This window comes from Halobacillus sp. BAB-2008, assembly GCF_000328325.1.
GTDB lineage: Bacteria > Bacillota > Bacilli > Bacillales > Halobacillaceae > Halobacillus.
Genome location: NZ_ANPF01000094.1, coordinates 1 through 21,241 on the forward strand (window position 1 = coordinate 1; position 21,241 = coordinate 21,241).

Sequence of the window (21,241 nt, forward strand, 5' to 3'; positions counted from 1 at the left end):
GGAAATCGTTGACGGAAGCGGCAAAAGAACTGGAACAGGTGGAAGAACGTTCGGCGAAGCTTCGATCCGCTCAGGAAGAAACGAGAAGTCGTCTGCACGAAGAAGAGCAGCAACACGTCAAGATCCTTTCCAAGGTGCAGGCAATGGAAGAAAATTATGCGTTCTCATCCACTGATGTCACAACGCTGAAAGAAAAAGCAGAGAACCGACGCGGTCTCTATGTTAAAGCTCTAAATGAGTGGGAAGAGTTGAAGGAGAAACACCGCACCAAGAAGGAGCAGCTGCAGCAGTTGACAACCGCTGTCGAAGAAGGTGGGCGTTATTTGGAGGATCTGGATAAAGCTGTTAAAAAGTCGAAAAAACAACTTGATCAAACGCTCGTTCAATTTTCTTTCCATGATCATGAAGCATATAAGCAGGCGGTGCGTTCTCCGGGGTTCATAGCTGAGAACCAGCGTATTGTCGATGATTATGAGAAGAGGAAAAGCATAGTGAAAGACCGTGTGAAAGATCTCGATCAACGCCTTGCTGATAAGCATAAGCCGGATTTGGAAGAGCTCCAGTCTCTCCTTGATGAAAAACGCCGAATACTTGCCATTAAGCAGGAAGCTTTCAATGAACGGAGCGCAGCGTACCGAAAGAACCGGGAAATCCGGGAGAAGATAAATATGCTCATGGATGACCAAGGGGAACTGGCTTCCAAGTATTACGATATTGCAGAACTAGCCCAATTGGCAAAAGGGGACAACCATCTCCGCCTTTCTCTTGAACGTTATGTTCTAGCTTCTTACCTTGATGAAATCCTTGTTCAGGCAAATGTGCGCCTGGATCAGATGACCGATCACCGCTATCAGCTGATTCGCAGTGACGCAGTTGCCAAACGAGGAGCTCAGAGCGGGCTGGATTTGGAAATAATTGATCACCATACAGGAAAACAACGTTCGGTTCGAACCCTGTCCGGAGGAGAAGGCTTCAAAACTTCTTTAAGTCTTGCCCTTGGTATGGCTGATGTGGTACAGGCCCATGCGGGTGGTGTCCAGCTGGATACCTTATTCATTGATGAAGGCTTTGGAACGTTGGATGAAATTTCCTTAGAGCAGGCAATCTCCTGCCTTCGCAGTCTCCAAGATGGAAACAGGCTGCTTGGGATCATTTCCCACGTCCCACAGCTGAAAGAAGAAATTCCTGCCAAACTGCAAATCCGTGCGGGAGTAAGGGGATCCACATTGGAATTCACTTTTCAGTAACGGAATGAACAAGTATTCGACAAAGGATCAGACACGAAATAAAAGCGTATGACATGGAACGACGGTTTAATCTTCCTATTGTCGCTACGTGCGCTTGCCCGGGAAATATAGGCTGGGAAATCTTAAAAGAGAACGGGGAAATACTGCACCATTTGGAGGGAGGGGTACGTATGTTAAATAATGATTGGAATGAGTTGCTTGAAGAGGAAAAAGAGAAGGATTATTTCCTTCAACTGAAACAGAAGTTGAACGAGGAATATAAAGAGCATCGGGTCTATCCTGCTAAGTCGGAAATATTGAATGCTCTTGCTTTCACTCCCAGGGAAGCTACCAAAGTAGTCATTCTCGGCCAAGATCCTTATCACGGCAAGGGACAGGCGCACGGGTTCAGTTTTTCCGTTCGTCCGGATGTTACCATTCCCCCGAGTTTAAGGAATATATATAAAGAACTGCACCATGATTTAGACATCCCAGCACCTAATCACGGCTGCCTGCTGCATTGGGCGGAACAAGGGGTCCTGCTTCTGAATGATGTCCTGACCGTCAGAGAGAAGCAGCCTAATTCCCATAAGGGGATAGGGTGGGAGCGATTTACAGATGCTGTCATAGAAATACTTAATCAAAGAGAACGACCGGTAGTGTTCCTTTTATGGGGGAAAACACGCACAGAAAAAAGGCGCTTCTATAGATACAGAGAAGCATATGGTGATCGCTTCCCCTCACCCAAGTCCATTTGCGGCTCACCGCGGATTCTTTGGGAGTAAACCATTCTCCCGCGTAAACGAATTTTTGAAAAAGCATGGGGAAGAACCTATCGATTGGAAGCTTCCAGCCGATTGTCCGGACGCATGAGCCCAAACCAGATTGAAAGAAGGGCATATGCTACAGTATTCTAAAGTTTCGGAGGGGTTTATATGTTTCCTACAGGTCAACCACCATACCCTCCTATGGGGCAGTTTCGAGGGTTTCAACAAGCCGTCCAACCGAATATGATGCGTTCTGCAGCACCCTTTTTCCAAGGAGGGGGACCTGGAGGGGCCATGCGTGCTTTCGGCGCACCCGGCTTCGGAGCTCCTGGTTTCCTGGGTAATGCAGGATCTGCAGTCCCGGGATTCTTCGGAGGCGGATCCGGTTTGGGTACGAAGGCGTTAGGTGCAGCAGGCACAGCTGCTAAAAGCGGAGGGGCAGGATGGATCGGTTATATGCAGACCGCGTTGAAAGCGATGCAGTCAGCGGCTCCGATGATGCAGCAATACGGACCGATGTTGAAGAACATCCCGGCGATGATTAATATGATGAAAATCATGAATGAGCCGGATGAAGAAGAAACATCGCCGGAAAAGGAAGAGAAACAAGGGACGTCAAATGCTTCCGAATCGAGCAGTTTCGGGAGTTCAGAGTCCGAGCAGCAAGAAGATCAAGGAGCATCACAGCCTAAGTTGTATATTTAGGCTGTGCGTGTCACTTGATTTTTTTTTATGAATTAGAAAGAATAGGAACATGCAGGAAAAGCATGAACCTACGTTTAGGAGGTTTTTAATAATGAGTAATCAAGTAGAAAAAGCAATATTTGCCGGGGGATGTTTCTGGTGTATGGTGGAGCCGTTCGACGAACGTCCGGGTATCCACTCCATCGTTTCCGGCTACACCGGAGGCCATACGGAAAATCCGACATACATGGAAGTTGTATCAGAGACAACGGGACACCGGGAAGCTGTGCAAATCACCTACGACCCGGAGATCTTCCCTTATGAGCGTCTCCTGCAGCTGTTCTGGCAGCAGATTGACCCGACAGATGCCGGCGGTCAATTTGCAGACCGAGGCCAGTCTTATACGACAGCTATTTATTATCACAGTGCAGAACAGAAGCGTTTGGCCGAAGAGAGTAAACAAGGTTTGGAGGAGTCCGGTAAGTTTAAAGCTCCGATTGTGACGGAAATCCTCCCTGCTGAAGTTTTTTACCCTGCAGAGGACAAGCATCAGGACTACTACAAGAAGAGCAAGTTTCATTACAAGCGATACAAAAAAGGCTCCGGAAGAGCAGATTTCATCAAAAACCATTGGAGCTTTCCGAAGGATAAAAAGGAACTCCGCAGTCAATTAACGGATATTCAATATATGGTGACGCAGGAAAATGGTACCGAGCGTCCATTTCAGAACGAATACCATGACCATGAAGGGGAAGGAATTTACGTTGACATCGTTTCCAAAGAACCGCTTTTCAGTTCCAAGGATAAATACGATGCCGGTTGCGGCTGGCCGAGCTTCACGAAGCCCATTGAGAAGGTGAAAGAAGAATTGGATACATCCCATGGTATGTTCCGTACAGAAGTTCGATCGGAGCAGGCGGATTCTCATCTTGGCCACGTTTTCGATGACGGTCCCCGGGACAAGGGTGGATTGAGATACTGCATCAACTCCGCTGCGCTCGAATTCGTACCGGCAGAAGAAATGGAAGAAAAAGGGTATGGGTACTTGAAGCACTTGTTCCGCTGATGATCCTGTTCTCCCATCCTCATTCTTCTTGGGTAATGGTATAATGAAAGGATGAGGGGGAACGGAAGTGGGAAGAAAAAGGGCACTGACACAAGAAGAAATATTCAAGGTGACAGGCGAAGTTATGCGTACCGAGGGAATCAAAGGTATCCACTTCAAGAAACTTGCAACAATGCTTGATGTGAGCAGAAGCACCTTTTATGATTATTTCGAAAACAAAGAAGCACTGATCCTCGCCTATATGAAGGCAATGATGGATGAGATGGAATCCAAAATATCTGAAATCCCTGCGGATATCGCACCGAACCAAAAGCTTTACCGGCTCTTGATCGTCCTTCTTGAACATGCAGAGGTTCATCATATCGATCAGATGATCCGTGAACTGCAGTCCGGGGATAAAAGCCTTGCTTTCTTTATCCGCACGGAAGTCCATCAGAATTTGATGGAGACATATAAGAAGATGCTTGATTGGATCAATGCCAGTAAAGAGGAAGGGATTTGGAATCATGATGTCGATACAGAACTGCTCGGGGATCTGATTTTCCATTCCATCCTGTTTCCACAACGAGAAAAACTTGGTGTGAAGAAGTTGGCCGATCAACTTTTTCATATGCTGGAACGTGGAGTTCTTCAAACAAGGTGACAGCCGGTATCCTGATTAGAGGATACCGGCTGTCCTTTTTACAAGAATTCAGAGAAAGGGGTTTTTCCATTCTGTTAATAAACCGTAGTTGCAGGATTCCGCATCTTCCAAATAACCTGGGACAGGCCGGATGGGAGACCGCCCGGACTTTAACAAAAAAGTAAGCACAGGATCTTGTATCTCAGAAGCTATAACGAGATTCACATATTCCTCTGCTGTCCATTCGTGGCTGTATTTATGGTAAAGAGGCATCCGTGCGCCCCCTACAAGCCTGGTCAGCCCGAACTGAATAACGATTTCATACATGGCCTGTGTCAACTGTCTGCCGAGTCCGAGGGAACGGAAGTCCGGATCGACACACAAGTCGACGACATATAAAGTATCCCCTTCCGGGTCGTGCGTCTCCATGGAGCCGTCTGCTGTGATCTCCTTCCAAGTATGGTCTTTGTCATCATCCAGGTGTACTTGCATCGCCGTCATGGAACCAGCGATCGTTCCTTCCACTTCTATACATAAACAACCGGTGGGAAAAGCGGCAAGCTGCTGACTCAATTGCTCTTTGGTCCACCACAAATCAGAGGGGAACGGGGGAGGGAATGCTTTTTTCTGAATGTTTATCAACGTTTCGAAATCCTTTTCTTCATAAGGTCTGATATGAATGTGTCTGTACTTTTTTTTCATCTTATCGTATCCGTAGAGCCATTTATTCATAAAAACACCTCTTTAATAAAATTTAAAATTTGAAAGGGGAGGGAAACATGAGGTATCCTTCACTCTCCACCTATGCCATTGCTCTTTTAGGCGGTTGTATGTTCCAGCTGCTCCACATTCCAATTCCGTTCATTCTCGGTCCTGTGACGGCCATTGTGCTTGCTAAATCCCTTTTCCATATGGAAAGCAGTACGTTTCCATTAGCAAGAGATATTGCCTTTGTCCTGTTGGGAATTCAAATCGGCCATACGTTTACTTCCGATACGTTCACGAGTATTTTCCCATATATGCTTCCATATGCGCTGCTTTCTTTTCTAATGATAGGAATCTGCCTCGTCATCGGGTTAGGGATATCGAAACGGACGGGAATGGATAAGACGACGAGTATGGTCGGAAGTTCTCCCGGTGGTTTATCTGCAATGATCGCTATCAGTGAATCGCTGCAAGGGAACAGCGGGCTTGTCACCATCTTTCATACGCTGCGTCTCATGAGTGTTTTATTCATTATACCTTTTTTTGTCACCCATATGTGGGGGGGAGAAAATACCGCCGCGGTTGATTATTCCCTTTCCGTCGACGGGCCTTTGTGGACGGTCCTCTTTTACATTCTCGTATTCTTCATCGGCATGAAGGGAAAGCATAAGATACCCGCAGGGCTCGTCGTCCTGCCTATGATTGTTATTGGGGCCATTCAGACTTCCGGGCTCTTCCTGTATTCGCTCCCGTCCTCTTTATTTTCAACTTCTCAGCTGATGGTAGGGACGTACCTCGGCCATACGATCATGCCGAGGGAGATTGTCCGTGCAGGTAAGAGCTGCTTCTACTTTCTATCTCTTTCTGTTTTCATAATCGCTGTAGGGATCCTGTTTGCCTTTTTGTTTTCATTCTGGACAGGTGTCGATATTGTCACGTCCGTCCTTGCTCTGGCGCCTGGAGGATTAGTGGAAATGTCTATTACCGCCGGCCAGACGGGAGGAGATCCTGCCGTCGTAAGCTCGCTTCAAACCATTCGGTTATTGACTATTGTACTCGTTCTGCCGCTTTTATTTAAACGGATGGAAAGGCATATACGTATGTAGTATTTTGACATTGTCTCGAATTAAAGATAATATAAGTAAGAATAACAATTACAATTAACTGTATTTATATTATGTAAATTAAACTCAAGGAGGGTACTATGATGAACAGAAAACATATTTATAAAGAAGGGGCCAACCCATCGGGGAACGTTTTGCTATTGTTGCACGGAACCGGTGGTACAGAACAGGATCTCCTTCCGTTAGCTGAGATGATTGATTCGGAAGCAGCGGTTCTTTCTGTCCGTGGAACCGTCACAGAAAACGGAATGCCTCGCTTCTTTAAACGACTTCAAGAAGGTGTGTTTGATATAGAGGATTTGGTCGCTAGAACAGAAAAGCTGAATCAATTCCTGGATGAAGCAGCAGATCATTATGGTTTCGATCGTAAAGAGGTTATTGCCGTCGGTTATTCCAACGGTGCGAATATAGCGGGAAGTCTTCTATTCCACTATGAAAAAGCATTGAAAGGAGCCATCCTCTTCCACCCAATGGTACCAAGAAGAGAAATCCAACTTCCTGAACACCCCGGCCTTCCGGTATTTATCGGGGCAGGGGAAAATGATCCGATCTGCCCCGCGAAGGAAACAAAAGATTTGAAAAACCTGTTGGAGGAAGCAGGAGCGGAAGTTGAGGAGCATTGGGAGCAGATGGGGCATCAATTGACGGCTAATGAAGTGAAGGCTGCTTCGGAATGGTATAAGCGGACATTTTAACAACCTCTTGTTGAGTTTCTTTGTTCGTTGTATGATAGAAGACACGCAAGCAGCGAGGAGGTTGGATCATGATTCATAAAACATGGGAACAAAACGAAACAACAAAACAGGTGGAGTGTATTCACAACGACGCCAAGAAATTTGTCGTCCACAATGTATTAACACCTGGAAAAGTATATGATGTCAAAAATGAGAGCGAAGAATTTTATTTTGTCATCGATAATTCCGGCCGCATGGGCGGATTTTATAAAGAATACTTTAAGGAAGCATAAACAGATAAGACCAGGAAGGGCGAAACCTTTCTGGTTTTTTTATGTTGCCCGGTAGAATACTGCAGGAAAAAGCTGGACATCCTAATATCTGGTGGAGAGACAGACTTCGTTCCCTCCATAGTTAGGAACTGGTTTGCTGTTTTAATGAAGCTATACCAGAAAGTCCGTATATAAAGTGAAACAATTCACCAACTTTTCTTGTAAACACTCGATTCATCGGCGATAATGAAGGTAAGCTGATGGAAGGGGAGGATGAGTTTTTATGGATAAATTGATAGTCGTTCGCCATAGTGAGACAGAAGGACAGCATGAAGATTCGCCGTTGACGAAACAGGGCATCAGGCAGGCACAAACACTTGCTTATTTCCTTGACCGCGCCGGTCATGAAGTGGACCGAATCATCTCCAGTCCTTTTTTACGGGCCGTTGAAACAATTAAACCCTATGCCAGAAAGAAAGGGCTAGAGGTGGAAACCGACGAACGGTTGGAAGAACGAGTATTAAGCCATGAACCACTCAATGACTGGGAAGAAGTTCTGCATGATACCTTCCAGGATCCTGAACTTAAGCTTTCCGGAGGAGAATCCTCGAAGGAAGCGAAGAAACGAGTCCTCTCCCTCATCGAAGAATTGGAGCAAGAGGATTGTGGGAACGTTCTCCTTGTGACACATGGGAATCTGCTCGCTTTACTTCTTCAAAAGTATAAACGCGAAATTGGATTCTATGAATGGAAGCGGCTGACGCGCCCGGATGTATTCCTCGTTCAGAAGTTTGGAGGGGAATATACCGTCGAGCGGATATGGGAGGACTGATGCCCAGGCATCGTCTTCTTTTTTTCACGCGCACGCGAAGAAAGTCGAATGATTACAGGAATTGCGATTTTTCGATAAAATCGTTATTATAGATGGTGGTGTTTATCTTAACCATTATCGGTGAATATAGTAATATAAGCACACGAACTCTATTCGTAAAGGAGGAGAAAATCGATGGCATTTGTAATTACATCCCCATGTAAAGATGAAAAAGCGGGAGAATGCATGGATGTGTGCCCGGTTGATTGTATCGAGGAAGGGAAAGATATGTTCTATATCGATCCTGCGATTTGCATAGATTGTGGTGCATGTGAAGCCGTTTGTCCGGTAGAAGCAATCTACATTGAAGACGAGGTACCGGAAGAAGAAACCCCATACATCGAAATTAACCGCAAGTTCTTTGAAGAACAGTAAGTAACATAACCAGGAACCGCCTCTCTATATAGAGAGGCGGTTTTTTGATACCTCCCGGTGCATACTTTTCCCTTTATGCGGGTAGATACATAAAGAACTGTACTTACTTAGGAGGTAGGGATCTTGACGAATCTACAAAAAAAATCAGTTATCATAACCGGAGCGAGCAGTGGTATTGGAAAGGCGATCGCTCATGAACTCGCATCGAACGGGGCAAACGTTGTTCTTGCTGCCCGAAGATCTGAGCGTCTGAAAAAACTGGCCGATGCTATCGAATCGGAGCATGGAGTTGAGGCGAAGGTTGTAGAAACGGATGTGACGAAGCGGGAAGATGTCGAAAATCTTGTTCAAACGACAAAGGATACATTCGGTAGTGTAGATATCCTGATAAATAATGCTGGTGTCATGCTGTTGTCTTTTCTCAAGAATGATCACGTGGACGAGTGGGAACAAATGGTGGATGTAAACATCAAAGGTGTACTGTTCGGAATCCATGCAGCCCTACCGACAATGATCGAACAGAATACTGGACACATTATCAATGTTTCTTCGGTCGCAGGTCATGAAGTTTTCCCGTCGAGTACTGTGTATAGTGCAACAAAATATGCAGTAAAGGCACTTTCTATGGGGATGGAGAAGGAATTGTCGAAGACGGGTGTCCGTGTCACGAATATTTCCCCTGGAGCGGTGGAAACGGAATTGACGGATCACATTACAGACGGGGATGTGATTGAGATGTTTAAGGAGCGCAGCATGAAGCCGCTGGAAGCGGATGATATTGCCAAAGCTGTAGGATATGCGGTAAGTCAACCTGCTTCGGTCAACGTCAATGAAATTATTGTTCGCCCGATGAACCAGAAATAATGAAAAAAAGGCCGCAGCGGAACTGCGGTCTTTTAATGAATGACTTTAAATTTGTTATGCTGCTTAGAATCCTCCCGGTCTTCCTGGTCGATATGACGGATGGAGCTGAAGGGCGTCGGACCTTTGGAAATCTCATCGACAAAAGTGTTAAGTACCGTTTCTTCTCCTTCTGCTTCCATTAAGACGGTCCCGTCCGGCTGGTTTTTCACCCACCCGCATATGCCGAGGTAATCAGCCTTCTGCTTTGCTGCTGCCCGGAATCCAACGCCCTGGACTCTCCCGTGGATCGTCAGCCTCTTTCGTTTCATATGGTCTTACCCCTTTCTTTACAGGCTTCAGTGATATTGATTCCCTGAAAGGATCAAATAGAAACACAACAGGAGGTTGCTGGATGAAAGAAATAGATATCAGGAACGTATCCGATTTTTTTATAGGACAGACGGAAGATAACACCGGTACAACAGGGTGCACCGTCATCCTGAGTAAAGAAGGGGCGGTCGCTGGGGTTGACGTCCGTGGTGGTGCTCCTGGAACGAGGGAGACGGATCTAATGCGATCGGAAAATATGGTTCAAAAGGTACATGGGCTTTTTCTTGCTGGAGGAAGCGCATATGGTCTTTCTGCAGGAAGCGGGGTCATGCAGTGGCTGGAAGAACACCATATTGGGTTTGAGACAGGCCCGGTGAAGGTCCCCATTGTCCCGGGGGCTATTTTATATGATATTGATCCGTCCCGACCTGCTGTCCGTCCCGATGCAGCCATGGGCTATGAAGCGGCACGGATAGCGTGGGAGAACCCTCCCTTCAGCAATGGAAGATACGGTGCCGGTACTGGAGCGACAGTCGGAAAGCTCTTTGGGAGAGAGAACAGCATGAAGGGCGGCATCGGAAGTTATGCTTTCCAATCTGGAAAGGTGAAAGTAGGAGCGGTAATCGCAGTAAACTGTTTTGGTGATGTGGTTGACCCAGGCACGGGAAGAATAGTTGCCGGTCTGCATAAAAATGGAGAATTTCTGCGGACGGAAACACATTTGATGAATAACGTCTCCACGGCACCAGTCACTGATTCCTTTCAAGGGAATACGACGATCGGTGTTCTTCTGACTAATGCTTCGTTACATAAGTCGGAAGCTAATAAACTTGCATCCATCTCCCATAATGGGTTGGCTAGAACCATCCGTCCTTCTCATACCTATGTAGATGGGGATACGCTTTTTACCATGCACGGGGATGAAGTAGCATGTGATGTTAACGGACTCGGGGCGATGGCTGCGTTCGCTGTTGAGAAAGCTGTGCTTCGGGCATTTGAACACTAAAAAAAGAACGGAGAGGATACCCATGCTTGTATTTGTTTATGGATCCTTGATGACAGGGATGGAAAACCATCATGTGTTGTCTCAGGCGCCCCTTCTCGCAAAGGAAGCACGTGTAAACGGAAGGCTATATGAAGGAGAATCCTATTATCCGCTGCTTGTGGAGGAGCCAGGAGCCTGGACATATGGGGAGTTGTATGAGGTCGATGAAAGAGACCTTGTTTCTCTCGATGCTTTGGAGGAATATGATCCGGAAACGGATAAGGGAACTTTTATAAGAAAAAGCCTTCCTGTCTGGACCGACAGTGGAAAGGAAGAAGCATATGTCTATGTCGCTTCTGAAGAGTCATTGGGAAAACCAGTAGCATCCGGCAATTGGAAAGTCCACCGCTTGTTGATAAACGGGGGCTCCTGCTATTATTTTGCTTACGGTTCCTGTATGGATGATGAACGATTCGCAAAACATGGGGTCGATCGTCTATTTCAAAACGTTACCGGAAGAGGATCGGCGAAGGGCTACCGCCTTGGATTCACATACCCTCTTCCCGACGGGGCAAGGGCAGATCTTGTAGAAGCAGAAGGCAATGTTGAAGGTGTCGTGTATGAGATTAACGAGGAAGCAAGACAATACCTTTACAGGAGGGAAGGTGTCGACAGGGGCGGCTATCGACCGATGGTGCTCCCTGTCGCCCTTGCTTCCGGAAACCAAGTGGAAGCTTTATCATTCACAGTCAGGGAAAAACAGCCGGAGAGTGCGCCCCCTTTCCATTATGCAAAAGAAATCCACAGGGGTGCCGGGCGGTATTTATCACGTTCGTATGTGGATGAAATAGAAAAGAGATTTGCAGAAGAAGTTTGCGGTGAAGAGTTCCGTAATTATTTGCTGAAAAGGAGCTGACATTCATGACTATGGCGACCTGGTCCCACTACAGGGCAAGGGATTTCTCTTCTCTTCCCTACATAGCTTTCCAACGTTCACCCGGTAACAAAGAAGCGATCATTATGATTCATGGAATCACAGCTGAACTGGATCACCACAAGAAATTCGCATCTTTCTGTAAGCGAAAGGCAGATGTCTTCCTGCCCCTCCTTAGAGGATACGACCAGAAAGGAAAAAGAGGGGATATTGACTATTTGGGACAATATGATGACGATTTATCAGATTTTATCCACTTCATTCGGAAGCAGGGATACGGGCGGATTGTGCTTGCAGGCCACTCCATGGGATGCGCGAATATTTTGAGGTTGATGGATCTCCATCCGGATATAGCAGAGGAGTATCTATTCATTGCTCCCTTCTTCCATCCAACCCTTCCTGTCTATCATGACGATGCTACCGAACAAGGGAAGCCCGAAACAGATGTCGATTACGTCATTCATGACAAGAAAATGATTGCTCTCGTAGCGCTTCACAAAATGAACATACACCGCTTTGATGATGCGCATGTCGCAGAGATACCAGATGAATTCCATTACAGCAACCGTTTGAAACTAAGTTTCCGCCTGCTTCTGTCGAGGTTTCCGAAGAAGATCGTCAACGATCTGTTTTCCGGCATGGAAGATCGCGTTTCCATCTTTATCGGTGATGAGGATGAGGTTATTGTTCATCCACTCCTTAAGAATTGGGTGAAGGAGACGTGGGGATTGGACGTCCTACTGATTCCAGGGGTTGACCATAACCATATCCTTCATCATTCTGATCTCCATCGCGTGATTGCAGGGCGTCATGCAGAGGAAGAGTAAAGCATGAAGGATATTTATACGGACGTTTTTGCTTTTCGGGGGGGATACGGGGATTTCGGATATGAACAGGGCCGCGGGTTACAATCGTCCCGTCTTTTGAACTACCATAAGAACCGGCGTCCTCGTTCCGTTCGGCATTATAAGTCTGAAAAATCAGTGGTCAAGCATTTGCTGGATGAGTTTTTTCCTCCTTTATGGGAAGAACTGCTCGGTCTCGCAGAGGGACTTAAATGGTCCGTGGATGATGTCGTGCACGAATACAGCGGGTGGCAGCAGGAATGGGATAAGTCCGGCTGTTCGATTTTGACAGGCGATTCCTTTTTTACACGAAATTATGACTATCATCCGAAAACATATGAAGGCAGGTTTCTTATTTATGCTCCAACAAAAGGGACTCCCACCATCGGACCCGGACAGAGAATTCTAGGTCGTACGGATGGAATGAACGCCTACGGATTGTGTATCGGCTACAACTTTGTCAACCGTGTTCATCCTGGTGACGGGTTTATTTGCTGCACATTGACCAGAATCATACTTGAGACGTGCAGAACGACAGAAGAGGCCGTCGACATGCTGAAGAGGCTCCCTCACCGCCACTCCTTTAATTACGTGGTAACAGATTGCAATGGTGTGACTAAAACAATTGAAGGTTCCCCGCGAGGTGTCCGCATTCATGAGGCACTAGTTTGTACCAATCATTTTCTTCATTTGGAAAATGAAAACCGAAGGCACTTATCTGATTCGCATGAGCGTCTAGGTCATCTCATGGATGCGCAAAAAAGAATGAACGGAGAAGAGGCCTTCCGCTTTTTGAACGATACGACAGGACCGATATTTTCAAAACGCTATTCTCAGTGGTCCGGAACCATCCATACATGCAGTTATCAACCCAGAGATAAAATCGTTCGTTTTGGTTTGGGCGGGGATACCAGCGGGGTTTCTTTCGACTTTGGAGAATTCATGAACGGTAAAAGAATCCGTGTAAAAAAAGTCCTTGGGCATCTGGATACACAGGAGCCCATCCCGTACATCGATGATTTCCCTCTTGAGTAAGAGAGCGATTTCAGAGTAAAATGATGGGAGAATGTACGGGAAAAGGAGTTTGGAGATGACAACGATGACGGATTCTAAATTAGACCAACTAATGCATGTGTACGACTATTTATCTCAGGAAGGGGATGCAGCCTCTGCTGTCAAACTCTTGGACTTGATAGAAAAGGTGAAGGAAGAGGAAACAATAATCGGCTTTGCCGGCCATTTTTCAGCCGGTAAATCGACGCTGATCAACCGCCTTCTCGGCCATGAACTGCTCCCTTCCAGTCCCATCCCCACCAGTGCAAACATTGTCCGGTTAAAAACGGGGTCAGAAAAGACAATTGTATTTTTTGATCAGGAAGATCCTGTATGTTACGAAGAAAAAATTTCTATGGATATGGTAAAGGATTTATGCAGAGATGGAGATGCGGTGAAGGAACTGACGATTCAGAGGCCGGAAGGAGGACTGCCCTCCCATGTATCTGTTGTTGATACACCAGGAGTGGACTCTACTAATGATGCCGATCGACTGATCACGGAAGCCTCTTTGCATAAAATGGATTACATGTACTACGTGATGGATTACAACCACGTCCAGTCTGAAGTTAATCTGCAGTTTCTTGACGAAATGCAGCGTAGAAAGAAACCCTTTACTCTCGTCATTAATCAGATCGATAAACACAAAGAAGAAGAGTTGACGTTCGAATCTTACAAACGGAGCATCGAGGCAGCCCTGAAAACATGGGGGATTCATCCGGAAGCTGTTTTTTATACGACAATGCGGGATTCGTCCCATCCGGAGAGTGATTGGGCAGAACTATCTCAACATTTCCGTGCCCTTTTTGACCTCGGTCCTTCCAAAGGTTCTCATCAGGCCGTGAAGGAAGCCGAAATGATCATGGAGGAAAGCGTTCGTACATATAAGGAAGAACGTTCCTCCTTCCTCGCAGATCTAAAAGAGCGGAAGCAGACGCTGTTGGATCAAGTGGAAAACAGCCCTGTGGACGAAGGTATCTTCCATGAGACAGAAGACCTTCTAAACAGAGGAATGGAAACATTTGAGGAACGTATCTTGACCTTCCTTCCTAATGCGTATTTAATGCCCAGTTCTCTTCGGGAATACGCAGAAGCTTTTCTCGAGTCACTGCAGCCGAACTTTAAAGTAGGCCTTCTTTTCTCCGGGAAGAAAACGGAGGAGGAACGAAAAAGACGGGAAGAAACATTTTATGAAAAATTGAACGCATCCATTCAAGAGAATCTGCAATGGCCTCTGCGGGAACGGATGCTGTCGATCATCGATACACAAGGCCTGCGTGCACCAGAATTGGTGAGTCAGGTACAGAATATGGATTTCCAATATCCTAAGGAGCGACTTCGTTCTTTAGTGGAAAGCGGTGCATCCGTTACCGGCGCATATGTGCTGCTTTATACAGATCAAATCGCTAAAGATATCCGACAGGAAATGAAAACTTATGTCGGGGCATGGAAAAGGGAATGGGAGGCAGCACTTAAGAGGCAGCAGCAGGAATGGAAAGACAAACACGAAGAAGCGTTTGCCGCATATGAAGAAATTCAGCACATTAATCAAACAATACGTTCGCAGGAAGCGGAAATCGAGTCCTATGAAAACAGCCTTCGATCCCATTTCACGGGAAGTATCACATCCAGTGTAGAAGCGAAGGTGGAAAAGGATTTAGAGAACAGAAGGAAGCGGATAAAAGGTGAAACGGCGGGAGTCAGGATTACGCGGAAGAGTCGACAGGAAACAGAAGCTGGGGAGGATTTTTGCGATCAGGATCGCACATCTTCCTCCAGTATGATGCATGCAACGCTAGAACGAGTCGACCGGACGATTAATGCCATTGCACCGCTCGATGGACTCCAAAGTCTCCGTGAACAACTGCAAAGGAAGCGGGAAAGACTCAAGAACCGATCCTTTACCATCGCTTTATTCGGCGCATTCAGTGCAGGGAAATCGTCTTTTGCCAATGCGCTGCTTGGTGAATCGGTCCTGCCTGTATCGCCGAATCCAACAACGGCAACGATTAATAAGATTTCCCCACCGTCTATAGAAAAACCTGATCGGACGCTTGATGTGTACGTTAAAAATGAAAAAGAGATGATGGAAGACCTTGCGGATATCAGGAGACGGATGGGGCTTCAGAGAGAGACACTCGATCTTCTATATGAGGAAGTAAAGCAGAAAGGGACGCAGAGCGATCTTTTGGACCAGAAGCAGCTTTCTTTCCTGGAGGCATTCATGCAAGGCTACCATGAGATGAGGGAATATTTGGGGACACGCATGGAAGCTCCCTTTGACGAGTTTACAAGTTACGTAGCAGATGAAAAGAAGTCCTGCTTCATTGAATCCATGGAATTGTTTTATGATTGTGCTTGGACAAAGGCGGGAATCACGCTTGTTGATACGCCCGGCGCAGACTCCGTAAATGCAAGGCACACAGATGTTAGTTTTAAATACATTAAGGATGCAGATGCTGTTTTGTTCGTTACTTATTATAACCACCCATTCTCTCAAGCGGATCAATCCTTTTTGACGCAGCTCGGCAGGGTTAAGGACAGTTTTGCCATGGATAAGATGTTCTTCCTTCTGAATGCGGCAGATTTAGCAGCGTCCGAGGAGGAACTTCAGCAGGTCGAGATGTACATGAAAGAGCAGCTGCTTGGTTTCCAAATCCGTAAACCGCGGCTCTATTCCGTCTCAAGCCTGCTCGCCTTGAAAGAAAAGCAACAGAAGGAACATTTGTCATCTGGAATGGAAGCTTTTGAAGCAAAGTTTCGAAGTTTCCTGAATGAAGAGCTTGCTTCCGTTTTGATTCAATCGATGGAAGCGGATGTTTCAACAGCTAAGCAGATGGTCGAGGCGTTTATATCAACGAGCCGGATGAATGAAGGACAAAGGAAAGAAGAGAAACGGTTGTTGGAAAGACAAAAGGCTTCTGCGCTGGCTCTGTTCCATAAGGAGGAGCCGGTTGGAGCGAAAGAGGCGGTTCGTAATAAAGTGGCGAAGCAACTGCATTATGTCCAGGAGCGGATGCTGCTTAATTACAACGATTTCTTTAAACAGTTTTTCAATCCTGCCGTAATCAACGGCCGGGGGCAGGATATGAGAGAACAGGCTTTAGAAGCATACCGGAAACATGCAGAAGCGGTGGAATTTGAATTGAATCAGGAACTGAAAGCTGTATGTCTACGGATGGAACAGACACTCAGGGAGTTAACTGCCAGCCACATGATGAAGGTTAATCAGGATCTTAAACAGGTCAAAGAAAGTATCCACTTAGAACAGCCGGAATGGCCGGATGTTCCTCTCCCAGCCATTCATGCCGACCTTCACATCGATCCGCAAGCCGAGAAAGAATCGAAAAAAGCAGTCAAGAGCACGAGAGCCTTCTTCGAACGTAATGAAAAAGAAGCACTGAGGGACACGCTTCTCTCCTATATTAGAGATGCATTAAGCGATTCGATCGGTGGCCAAAGCGGCATTGTAACCAGGCATTACCAAGAGCAGTGGGACCAATTGTTTATGCAATTCCAGAGCGAGTGGATGCATCAGACGCAGGATAGTTTTGACCGACTGTTGTACCCGTTGGAAAACCCTATTGATGTAGCCCATCTCGAAGCAGTTTATAAGCAATTAAAATAAATGAGAAACGGTCTGCCGTCTGACGGGGGCCGTTTTTTTATAATAAATTCATGATGATGGATCAATCAGCATAGAATGCTAAGGAAAGGGAGGTGACGTATATATGTATCCATATTCCCATCCTTATCAGGGACAAGGCATGTATCGTCAGACGTATGCATCTGAAACGGCACAGGCGTCTCTGCTTGCAAGTCCACTTGCTCCGGACTTAAAAGGGGCGGTTCAATTCTATCAGATGCCTTACGGCGTGGAAGTTTTTGTTCAAGTAGAAGGACTGCCGGCTTTCCAGGCGTCGAAGAACGGAGCACAAATAGGCCCGCACGGGTTCCACATCCATGAAAAAGGTGTTTGTGAGATCGGAGATGGCAAAGAACCTTTTGCATCTGCGGGAGGCCACTGGAATCCGGACAATGAGCCTCATGGAAACCACGCAGGTGATTTTCCAGTTCTGTTTTCCAATGAAGGCAGAGCAAGAATGATTTTCTTTACCGATCGTTTTCGAGTAGAGGATGTGATCGGTAAGGCGATCATCATCCATCAAGGTCCCGACGATTACCAATCGCAGCCGAGTGGAAACGCGGGAAAGAGAATTGCTTGTGGAATTATAGAAAGAATGGAATAAAATACGCCTTCATGGATATAATGTAATAAGCAGGGGCGCGAGGCGTCTATACTTGACTTCACCGGTGAGTCATAGTATAGTTTAGACAAGGTTTCCATTTGCCAAATTTAAGAAAATACATGTTATAAAGAGTGATCCTTTTTAGGGTACTTTTCATAATATGTGATTTTCATGAATGAACGCATATTAATTTTAGAAATATTGGAGGATCCATCCCTATGAAAACAGGTACAGTTAAGTGGTTCAACGCGGAAAAAGGTTTCGGTTTCATCGAAGTTGAGGGCGAAGACGATGTATTCGTACACTTCAGCGCGATCAACGAAGAAGGCTTCAAATCTCTTGAAGAAGGTCAAGCTGTAGAGTTTGAAGTTACAGAAGGAAACCGCGGGCCACAGGCTGCAAACGTAACAAAAATATAAAAACACAAATATAAAGAGACTGGCTTTTCGGGTCAGTCTCTTTTATATCATTTCAAGTCTAAAGGAGGCTACATCATGGCTTTCGGTAAAAAAACCAGGCTGAAATCAAAGAAGAAGATACAAAAATCTGGGTGTGTACATCCGATGATTGTAACTGTTGGATGAGAGATAACTTTAGAACGAATGATGATAAGAAGTGTCCTATGTGCGGCAGCCCGATGGAGGAAGAAAACAAAGTCCTTCAGGTTGTGGAAAATAACAGTCTCTACTATAAATCCCAATCATAAAGAAAAGCGGTTGCCATGGAGCAATCGCTTTTCTTTTCTTCTGTTCATTCCGAGGGGATGAATGTTATAATTCTTAATGGTCTACTACGTTAACACTGGAGGATTAATTTATGCTGAATGTAAACAATGTGAGTCTTCGTTTCGGAGATCAAAAGCTGTTCGAAGATGTCAATATAAAGTTCACGCCTGGTAACTGTTATGGACTTATCGGTGCGAATGGTGCAGGAAAATCAACGTTTCTGAAAATTTTGAGCGGGGAGATCGAACCGCAGACGGGAGAAGTATCGCTGAAGAAAGATCAGCGCCTTGCTGTCTTGAAGCAGAACCATTTCGAATATGACGATTACGCCGTACTCGAAACCGTTATTATGGGACATGCCCGTTTGTATGAAGTGATGAAAGAGAAAGATGCCATTTATATGAAGGGCGACTTCACCGAAGAAGACGGTATGCGTGCAGCGGAACTCGAAGGAGAATTCGCTGAAATGAATGGTTGGGAAGCGGATTCTGATGCTGCCCGCCTTCTCAAGGGGCTTGGGATCGATGAAGATCTTCATGAGAAGAAGATGAGTGAGCTGGAGGGCTCTGATAAAGTGAAAGTGCTTCTTGCACAAGCTCTTTTTGGAAATCCGGATGTCCTTCTTCTGGATGAGCCTACCAACCACCTGGACATTAAAGCGATTCAATGGCTGGAAGATTTCCTCATCGGTTTTGAAAATACGGTCATTGTCGTATCCCACGACCGTCACTTCCTGAACAATGTTTGTACACACATTGCAGACCTTGATTTCGGTAAGATCCAGATTTATGTAGGCAACTATGATTTCTGGTATGAATCCAGCCAGCTGGCTCTCAAAATGGCTCAGGAACAAAACAAGAAGAAGGAAGAAAAGATTAACGATTTGAAGGAATTTATCGCTCGTTTCAGTGCGAACGCTTCTAAGTCGAAGCAAGCGACGTCCAGGAAGAAGCTGCTGGAGAAAATTACATTAGATGATATTCAGCCTTCTTCAAGGAAATATCCTTACATCGCTTTCCAAGCGGATAGGGAAATCGGGAATGACTTGTTGACGGTAGAAAACCTTACAAAAACTATAGACGGCGTCAAAGTGCTGGACGGGATCAGCTTCACTTTGAACAAAGATGATAAAGTTGCCTTCGTCGGTTCCAATGAAGTGGCAAAAACGACGTTGTTCCAAATTCTGACGGGTGAGATGGAACCGGATGAAGGAACCTATAAGTGGGGGATCACAACTTCACAAAGCTATTTCCCTAAGGATAACTCTGAATTCTTTGAAGGCTCGGAGCTCAGCCTTGTTGAATGGCTGCGCCAGTATTCGCCAGAGGATGAAACAGAAACATTCCTGCGTGGTTTCCTCGGTAGGATGCTGTTTTCTGGAGAAGAAGCGTTGAAAAAGGCGAAAGTCTTGTCCGGGGGAGAGAAAGTACGTTGTATGCTTTCCAAAATGATGCTTTCCGGTTCGAACGTTCTCCTGTTGGATGAACCGACCAACCACCTTGATTTGGAATCTATTACAGCATTGAACAAAGGGTTGATTAACTTTAAAGGTTCCATCCTTTTCGCTTCCCATGACCATGAGTTTATTCAGACGATTGCCAACCGCATTATCGAAGTGGCTCCTAACGGTATTGTAGACAAAGAGATGAGCTATGATGAGTTTCTGGAAGATGCGGAAGTTCAAAAGCAAGTTAAAAAAATGTACGCTTAATAGAGAGAAAGCATCTGTTCTTAGCAATAAGACAGGTGCTTTTTTTTGATAAATTATGTTTTATTTCTTACAGTCGTGGTATCAATAATGTAAGAAAAAGAAAATATATTCCGTAAATTCTGTCGATAAAAGGCTCTATGAGGGTATTTTTGGCATTTTCATGCTACGAATGCCCTTTTTGTAATGGGACTGAAATATAGATGTTATCTTTGCAATCAAACTGTTGCTTGTTTGTTCTTAAAATCCATGAAGATTCTGGTATTCTTGTAAATGTGACCTGATCACGGGGCAAGTACGAAGGTGATCGACCAAACAAGAGGAGGCAGAATCTCATGAAAAAAACCGTATTTTCTGTTGCAGCTACCGTAGCACTTACCGGTGCATTTGCGACATCTGTCAGTGCCGAAGAATATAGTATCAACAAGGGTGACACCCTTTGGAGTATTTCACAAAAACATAACGTATCTGTAAATGATTTGAAATCTTGGAACGGCTTGAATTCTAATATCATCTACCCTAATCAAACGTTAACAGTATCCAATGACGCAACGAACTCTACATCTCCTAAATCTTCGAACGCATCCACGTACACAGTGAAGTCCGGAGATACGTTGTTCGCCATTAGCCAAAAATTCAATATTTCCGTAGATCAGTTGATGGCGTGGAACAACCTATCTTCCACCCTCATTTACCCTGGTGACCAATTCAAAGTAGACGGTCAGGCATCTGTCCAGCCGAAAGCATCTGCTCCTAGCACAACGGAACAGCCTAAAGCAAGCGCGCCGAAAGAAACGAGCGCACCTAAAGAGGCAAGCGCACCTAAAGAGAGCACAAAAGAAGCTGTTCAGACAAACACTTCCAATAAAGGTACAAGCAATGATGTAGTCAAAGAAATCACTGCTTCTGCTACTGCTTACACAGCAAACTGTGCTGGATGCAGCGGTGTAACGGCAACAGGAATCGACTTGAAAGCGAATCCTGACCTTAAAGTAATCGCCGTTGACCCTAACGTTATCCCGCTTGGTTCTAAGGTGTATGTAGAAGGTTATGGTACAGCGATTGCTGGAGACACCGGCGGAGCTATCAACGGAAACAAAATTGATGTTTACATGAAGGATCGTGCTTCTGCACTTGATTTCGGACGCAAGACAGTAAAAGTTCAAGTTCTAGCTGACTAAA

At 45.6% G+C, this 21,241-nt stretch carries 22 protein-coding genes and 1 pseudogene; 21 read left to right on the forward strand and 2 right to left on the reverse strand.

From position 1 onward, the window contains the following. From D479_RS18170 to D479_RS18190, 5 genes are all read left to right on the forward strand, one after another. A partial coding sequence (locus D479_RS18170) for an SbcC/MukB-like Walker B domain-containing protein (RefSeq protein ID WP_008639994.1) occupies positions 1–1,247 on the forward strand: 1,247 nt, incomplete at its 5' end. Positions 1,248–1,417: 170 nt separating this feature from the next. Continuing rightward, the gene (locus D479_RS18175) at positions 1,418–2,011 is read left to right on the forward strand and encodes a uracil-DNA glycosylase (protein ID WP_008639996.1); all 594 of its coding nucleotides are present in this window, start codon (positions 1,418–1,420) and stop codon (positions 2,009–2,011) included. Positions 2,012–2,161: 150 nt separating this feature from the next. Further along, positions 2,162–2,698 carry a VrrA/YqfQ family protein gene (gene vrrA, locus D479_RS20035; protein ID WP_008639997.1) on the forward strand — a complete coding sequence of 179 codons (537 nt, stop codon included), beginning with the start codon at positions 2,162–2,164 and terminating at the stop codon, positions 2,696–2,698. 91 nt (positions 2,699–2,789) lie between these two features. After that, on the forward strand, positions 2,790–3,743 hold the full coding sequence (msrB, locus tag D479_RS18185; protein ID WP_008639999.1) for a peptide-methionine (R)-S-oxide reductase MsrB: 954 nt from the start codon (positions 2,790–2,792) through the stop codon (positions 3,741–3,743). Between the two features lie 67 nt (positions 3,744–3,810). Continuing rightward, entirely contained in the window at positions 3,811–4,386 is a 576-nt protein-coding gene (locus D479_RS18190) for a TetR/AcrR family transcriptional regulator (protein WP_008640002.1), read from the forward strand. Between the two features lie 48 nt (positions 4,387–4,434). Here the strand turns inward: D479_RS18190 and D479_RS18195 are convergent, their stop codons facing one another. Beyond that, positions 4,435–5,097 carry a GNAT family N-acetyltransferase gene (locus D479_RS18195; protein ID WP_008640004.1) on the reverse strand — a complete coding sequence of 221 codons (663 nt, stop codon included), beginning with the start codon at positions 5,095–5,097 and terminating at the stop codon, positions 4,435–4,437. Positions 5,098–5,144: 47 nt separating this feature from the next. On the opposite strand from D479_RS18195, the gene D479_RS18200 reads away from it, so the two are divergent. From D479_RS18200 to D479_RS18225, 6 genes are all read left to right on the forward strand, one after another. Continuing rightward, entirely contained in the window at positions 5,145–6,176 is a 1,032-nt protein-coding gene (locus tag D479_RS18200) for an AbrB family transcriptional regulator (RefSeq protein ID WP_008640006.1), read from the forward strand. A gap of 101 nt (positions 6,177–6,277) precedes the next feature. Further along, positions 6,278–6,889 carry an alpha/beta hydrolase gene (locus tag D479_RS18205; protein WP_008640007.1) on the forward strand — a complete coding sequence of 204 codons (612 nt, stop codon included), beginning with the start codon at positions 6,278–6,280 and terminating at the stop codon, positions 6,887–6,889. Between the two features lie 68 nt (positions 6,890–6,957). Continuing rightward, positions 6,958–7,161 (forward strand): DUF6501 family protein, encoded by a 204-nt coding sequence (locus D479_RS18210; protein WP_008640008.1) that lies wholly within the window; start codon positions 6,958–6,960, stop codon positions 7,159–7,161. Between the two features lie 262 nt (positions 7,162–7,423). Further along, complete coding sequence (locus D479_RS18215; protein ID WP_008640009.1) at positions 7,424–7,972, forward strand: histidine phosphatase family protein; 549 nt, start codon at positions 7,424–7,426, stop codon at positions 7,970–7,972. A gap of 174 nt (positions 7,973–8,146) precedes the next feature. Continuing rightward, entirely contained in the window at positions 8,147–8,386 is a 240-nt protein-coding gene (locus tag D479_RS18220) for a 4Fe-4S dicluster domain-containing protein (protein ID WP_008640010.1), read from the forward strand. A gap of 123 nt (positions 8,387–8,509) precedes the next feature. Next, on the forward strand, positions 8,510–9,250 hold the full coding sequence (locus D479_RS18225) for an SDR family oxidoreductase (RefSeq protein ID WP_008640011.1): 741 nt from the start codon (positions 8,510–8,512) through the stop codon (positions 9,248–9,250). Positions 9,251–9,282: 32 nt separating this feature from the next. Here the strand turns inward: D479_RS18225 and D479_RS18230 are convergent, their stop codons facing one another. Then, positions 9,283–9,558: an acylphosphatase gene (locus D479_RS18230; RefSeq protein WP_008640012.1), complete on the reverse strand. Its 276-nt coding sequence runs from the start codon at positions 9,556–9,558 to the stop codon at positions 9,283–9,285. A gap of 83 nt (positions 9,559–9,641) precedes the next feature. On the opposite strand from D479_RS18230, the gene D479_RS18235 reads away from it, so the two are divergent. The 10 genes and pseudogenes from D479_RS18235 to D479_RS18275 all read left to right on the forward strand — a co-directional run bounded on the left by D479_RS18235 (position 9,642) and on the right by D479_RS18275 (position 21,240). Continuing rightward, entirely contained in the window at positions 9,642–10,565 is a 924-nt protein-coding gene (locus D479_RS18235) for a P1 family peptidase (protein WP_008640014.1), read from the forward strand. A 22-nt stretch (positions 10,566–10,587) separates the two neighbouring features. Then, entirely contained in the window at positions 10,588–11,460 is an 873-nt protein-coding gene (locus tag D479_RS18240) for a gamma-glutamylcyclotransferase family protein (RefSeq protein WP_008640017.1), read from the forward strand. A gap of 5 nt (positions 11,461–11,465) precedes the next feature. Next, positions 11,466–12,305, forward strand: coding sequence for an alpha/beta hydrolase (locus tag D479_RS18245; RefSeq protein WP_008640018.1), 840 nt, complete (start codon positions 11,466–11,468; stop codon positions 12,303–12,305). 3 nt (positions 12,306–12,308) lie between these two features. After that, complete coding sequence (locus tag D479_RS18250) at positions 12,309–13,358, forward strand: C45 family peptidase (RefSeq protein WP_008640019.1); 1,050 nt, start codon at positions 12,309–12,311, stop codon at positions 13,356–13,358. Positions 13,359–13,413: 55 nt separating this feature from the next. Continuing rightward, positions 13,414–17,004, forward strand: a complete 3,591-nt coding sequence (locus D479_RS18255; RefSeq protein WP_008640020.1) for a dynamin family protein — start codon at positions 13,414–13,416, stop codon at positions 17,002–17,004. Positions 17,005–17,143: 139 nt separating this feature from the next. Next, positions 17,144–17,626 (forward strand): superoxide dismutase family protein, encoded by a 483-nt coding sequence (locus D479_RS18260; protein WP_235601486.1) that lies wholly within the window; start codon positions 17,144–17,146, stop codon positions 17,624–17,626. A gap of 218 nt (positions 17,627–17,844) precedes the next feature. Next, the gene (locus D479_RS18265) at positions 17,845–18,045 is read left to right on the forward strand and encodes a cold-shock protein (RefSeq protein WP_008640023.1); all 201 of its coding nucleotides are present in this window, start codon (positions 17,845–17,847) and stop codon (positions 18,043–18,045) included. 101 nt (positions 18,046–18,146) lie between these two features. After that, positions 18,147–18,332, forward strand: a pseudogene (locus D479_RS20370) (cold-inducible protein YdjO-related protein); the annotation flags it as partial. A 110-nt stretch (positions 18,333–18,442) separates the two neighbouring features. Continuing rightward, positions 18,443–20,062 carry an ATP-binding cassette domain-containing protein gene (locus tag D479_RS18270; RefSeq protein ID WP_008640025.1) on the forward strand — a complete coding sequence of 540 codons (1,620 nt, stop codon included), beginning with the start codon at positions 18,443–18,445 and terminating at the stop codon, positions 20,060–20,062. A gap of 332 nt (positions 20,063–20,394) precedes the next feature. Then, positions 20,395–21,240 (forward strand): 3D domain-containing protein, encoded by an 846-nt coding sequence (locus D479_RS18275; RefSeq protein ID WP_008640028.1) that lies wholly within the window; start codon positions 20,395–20,397, stop codon positions 21,238–21,240. Position 21,241: the final 1 nt, after the last annotated feature.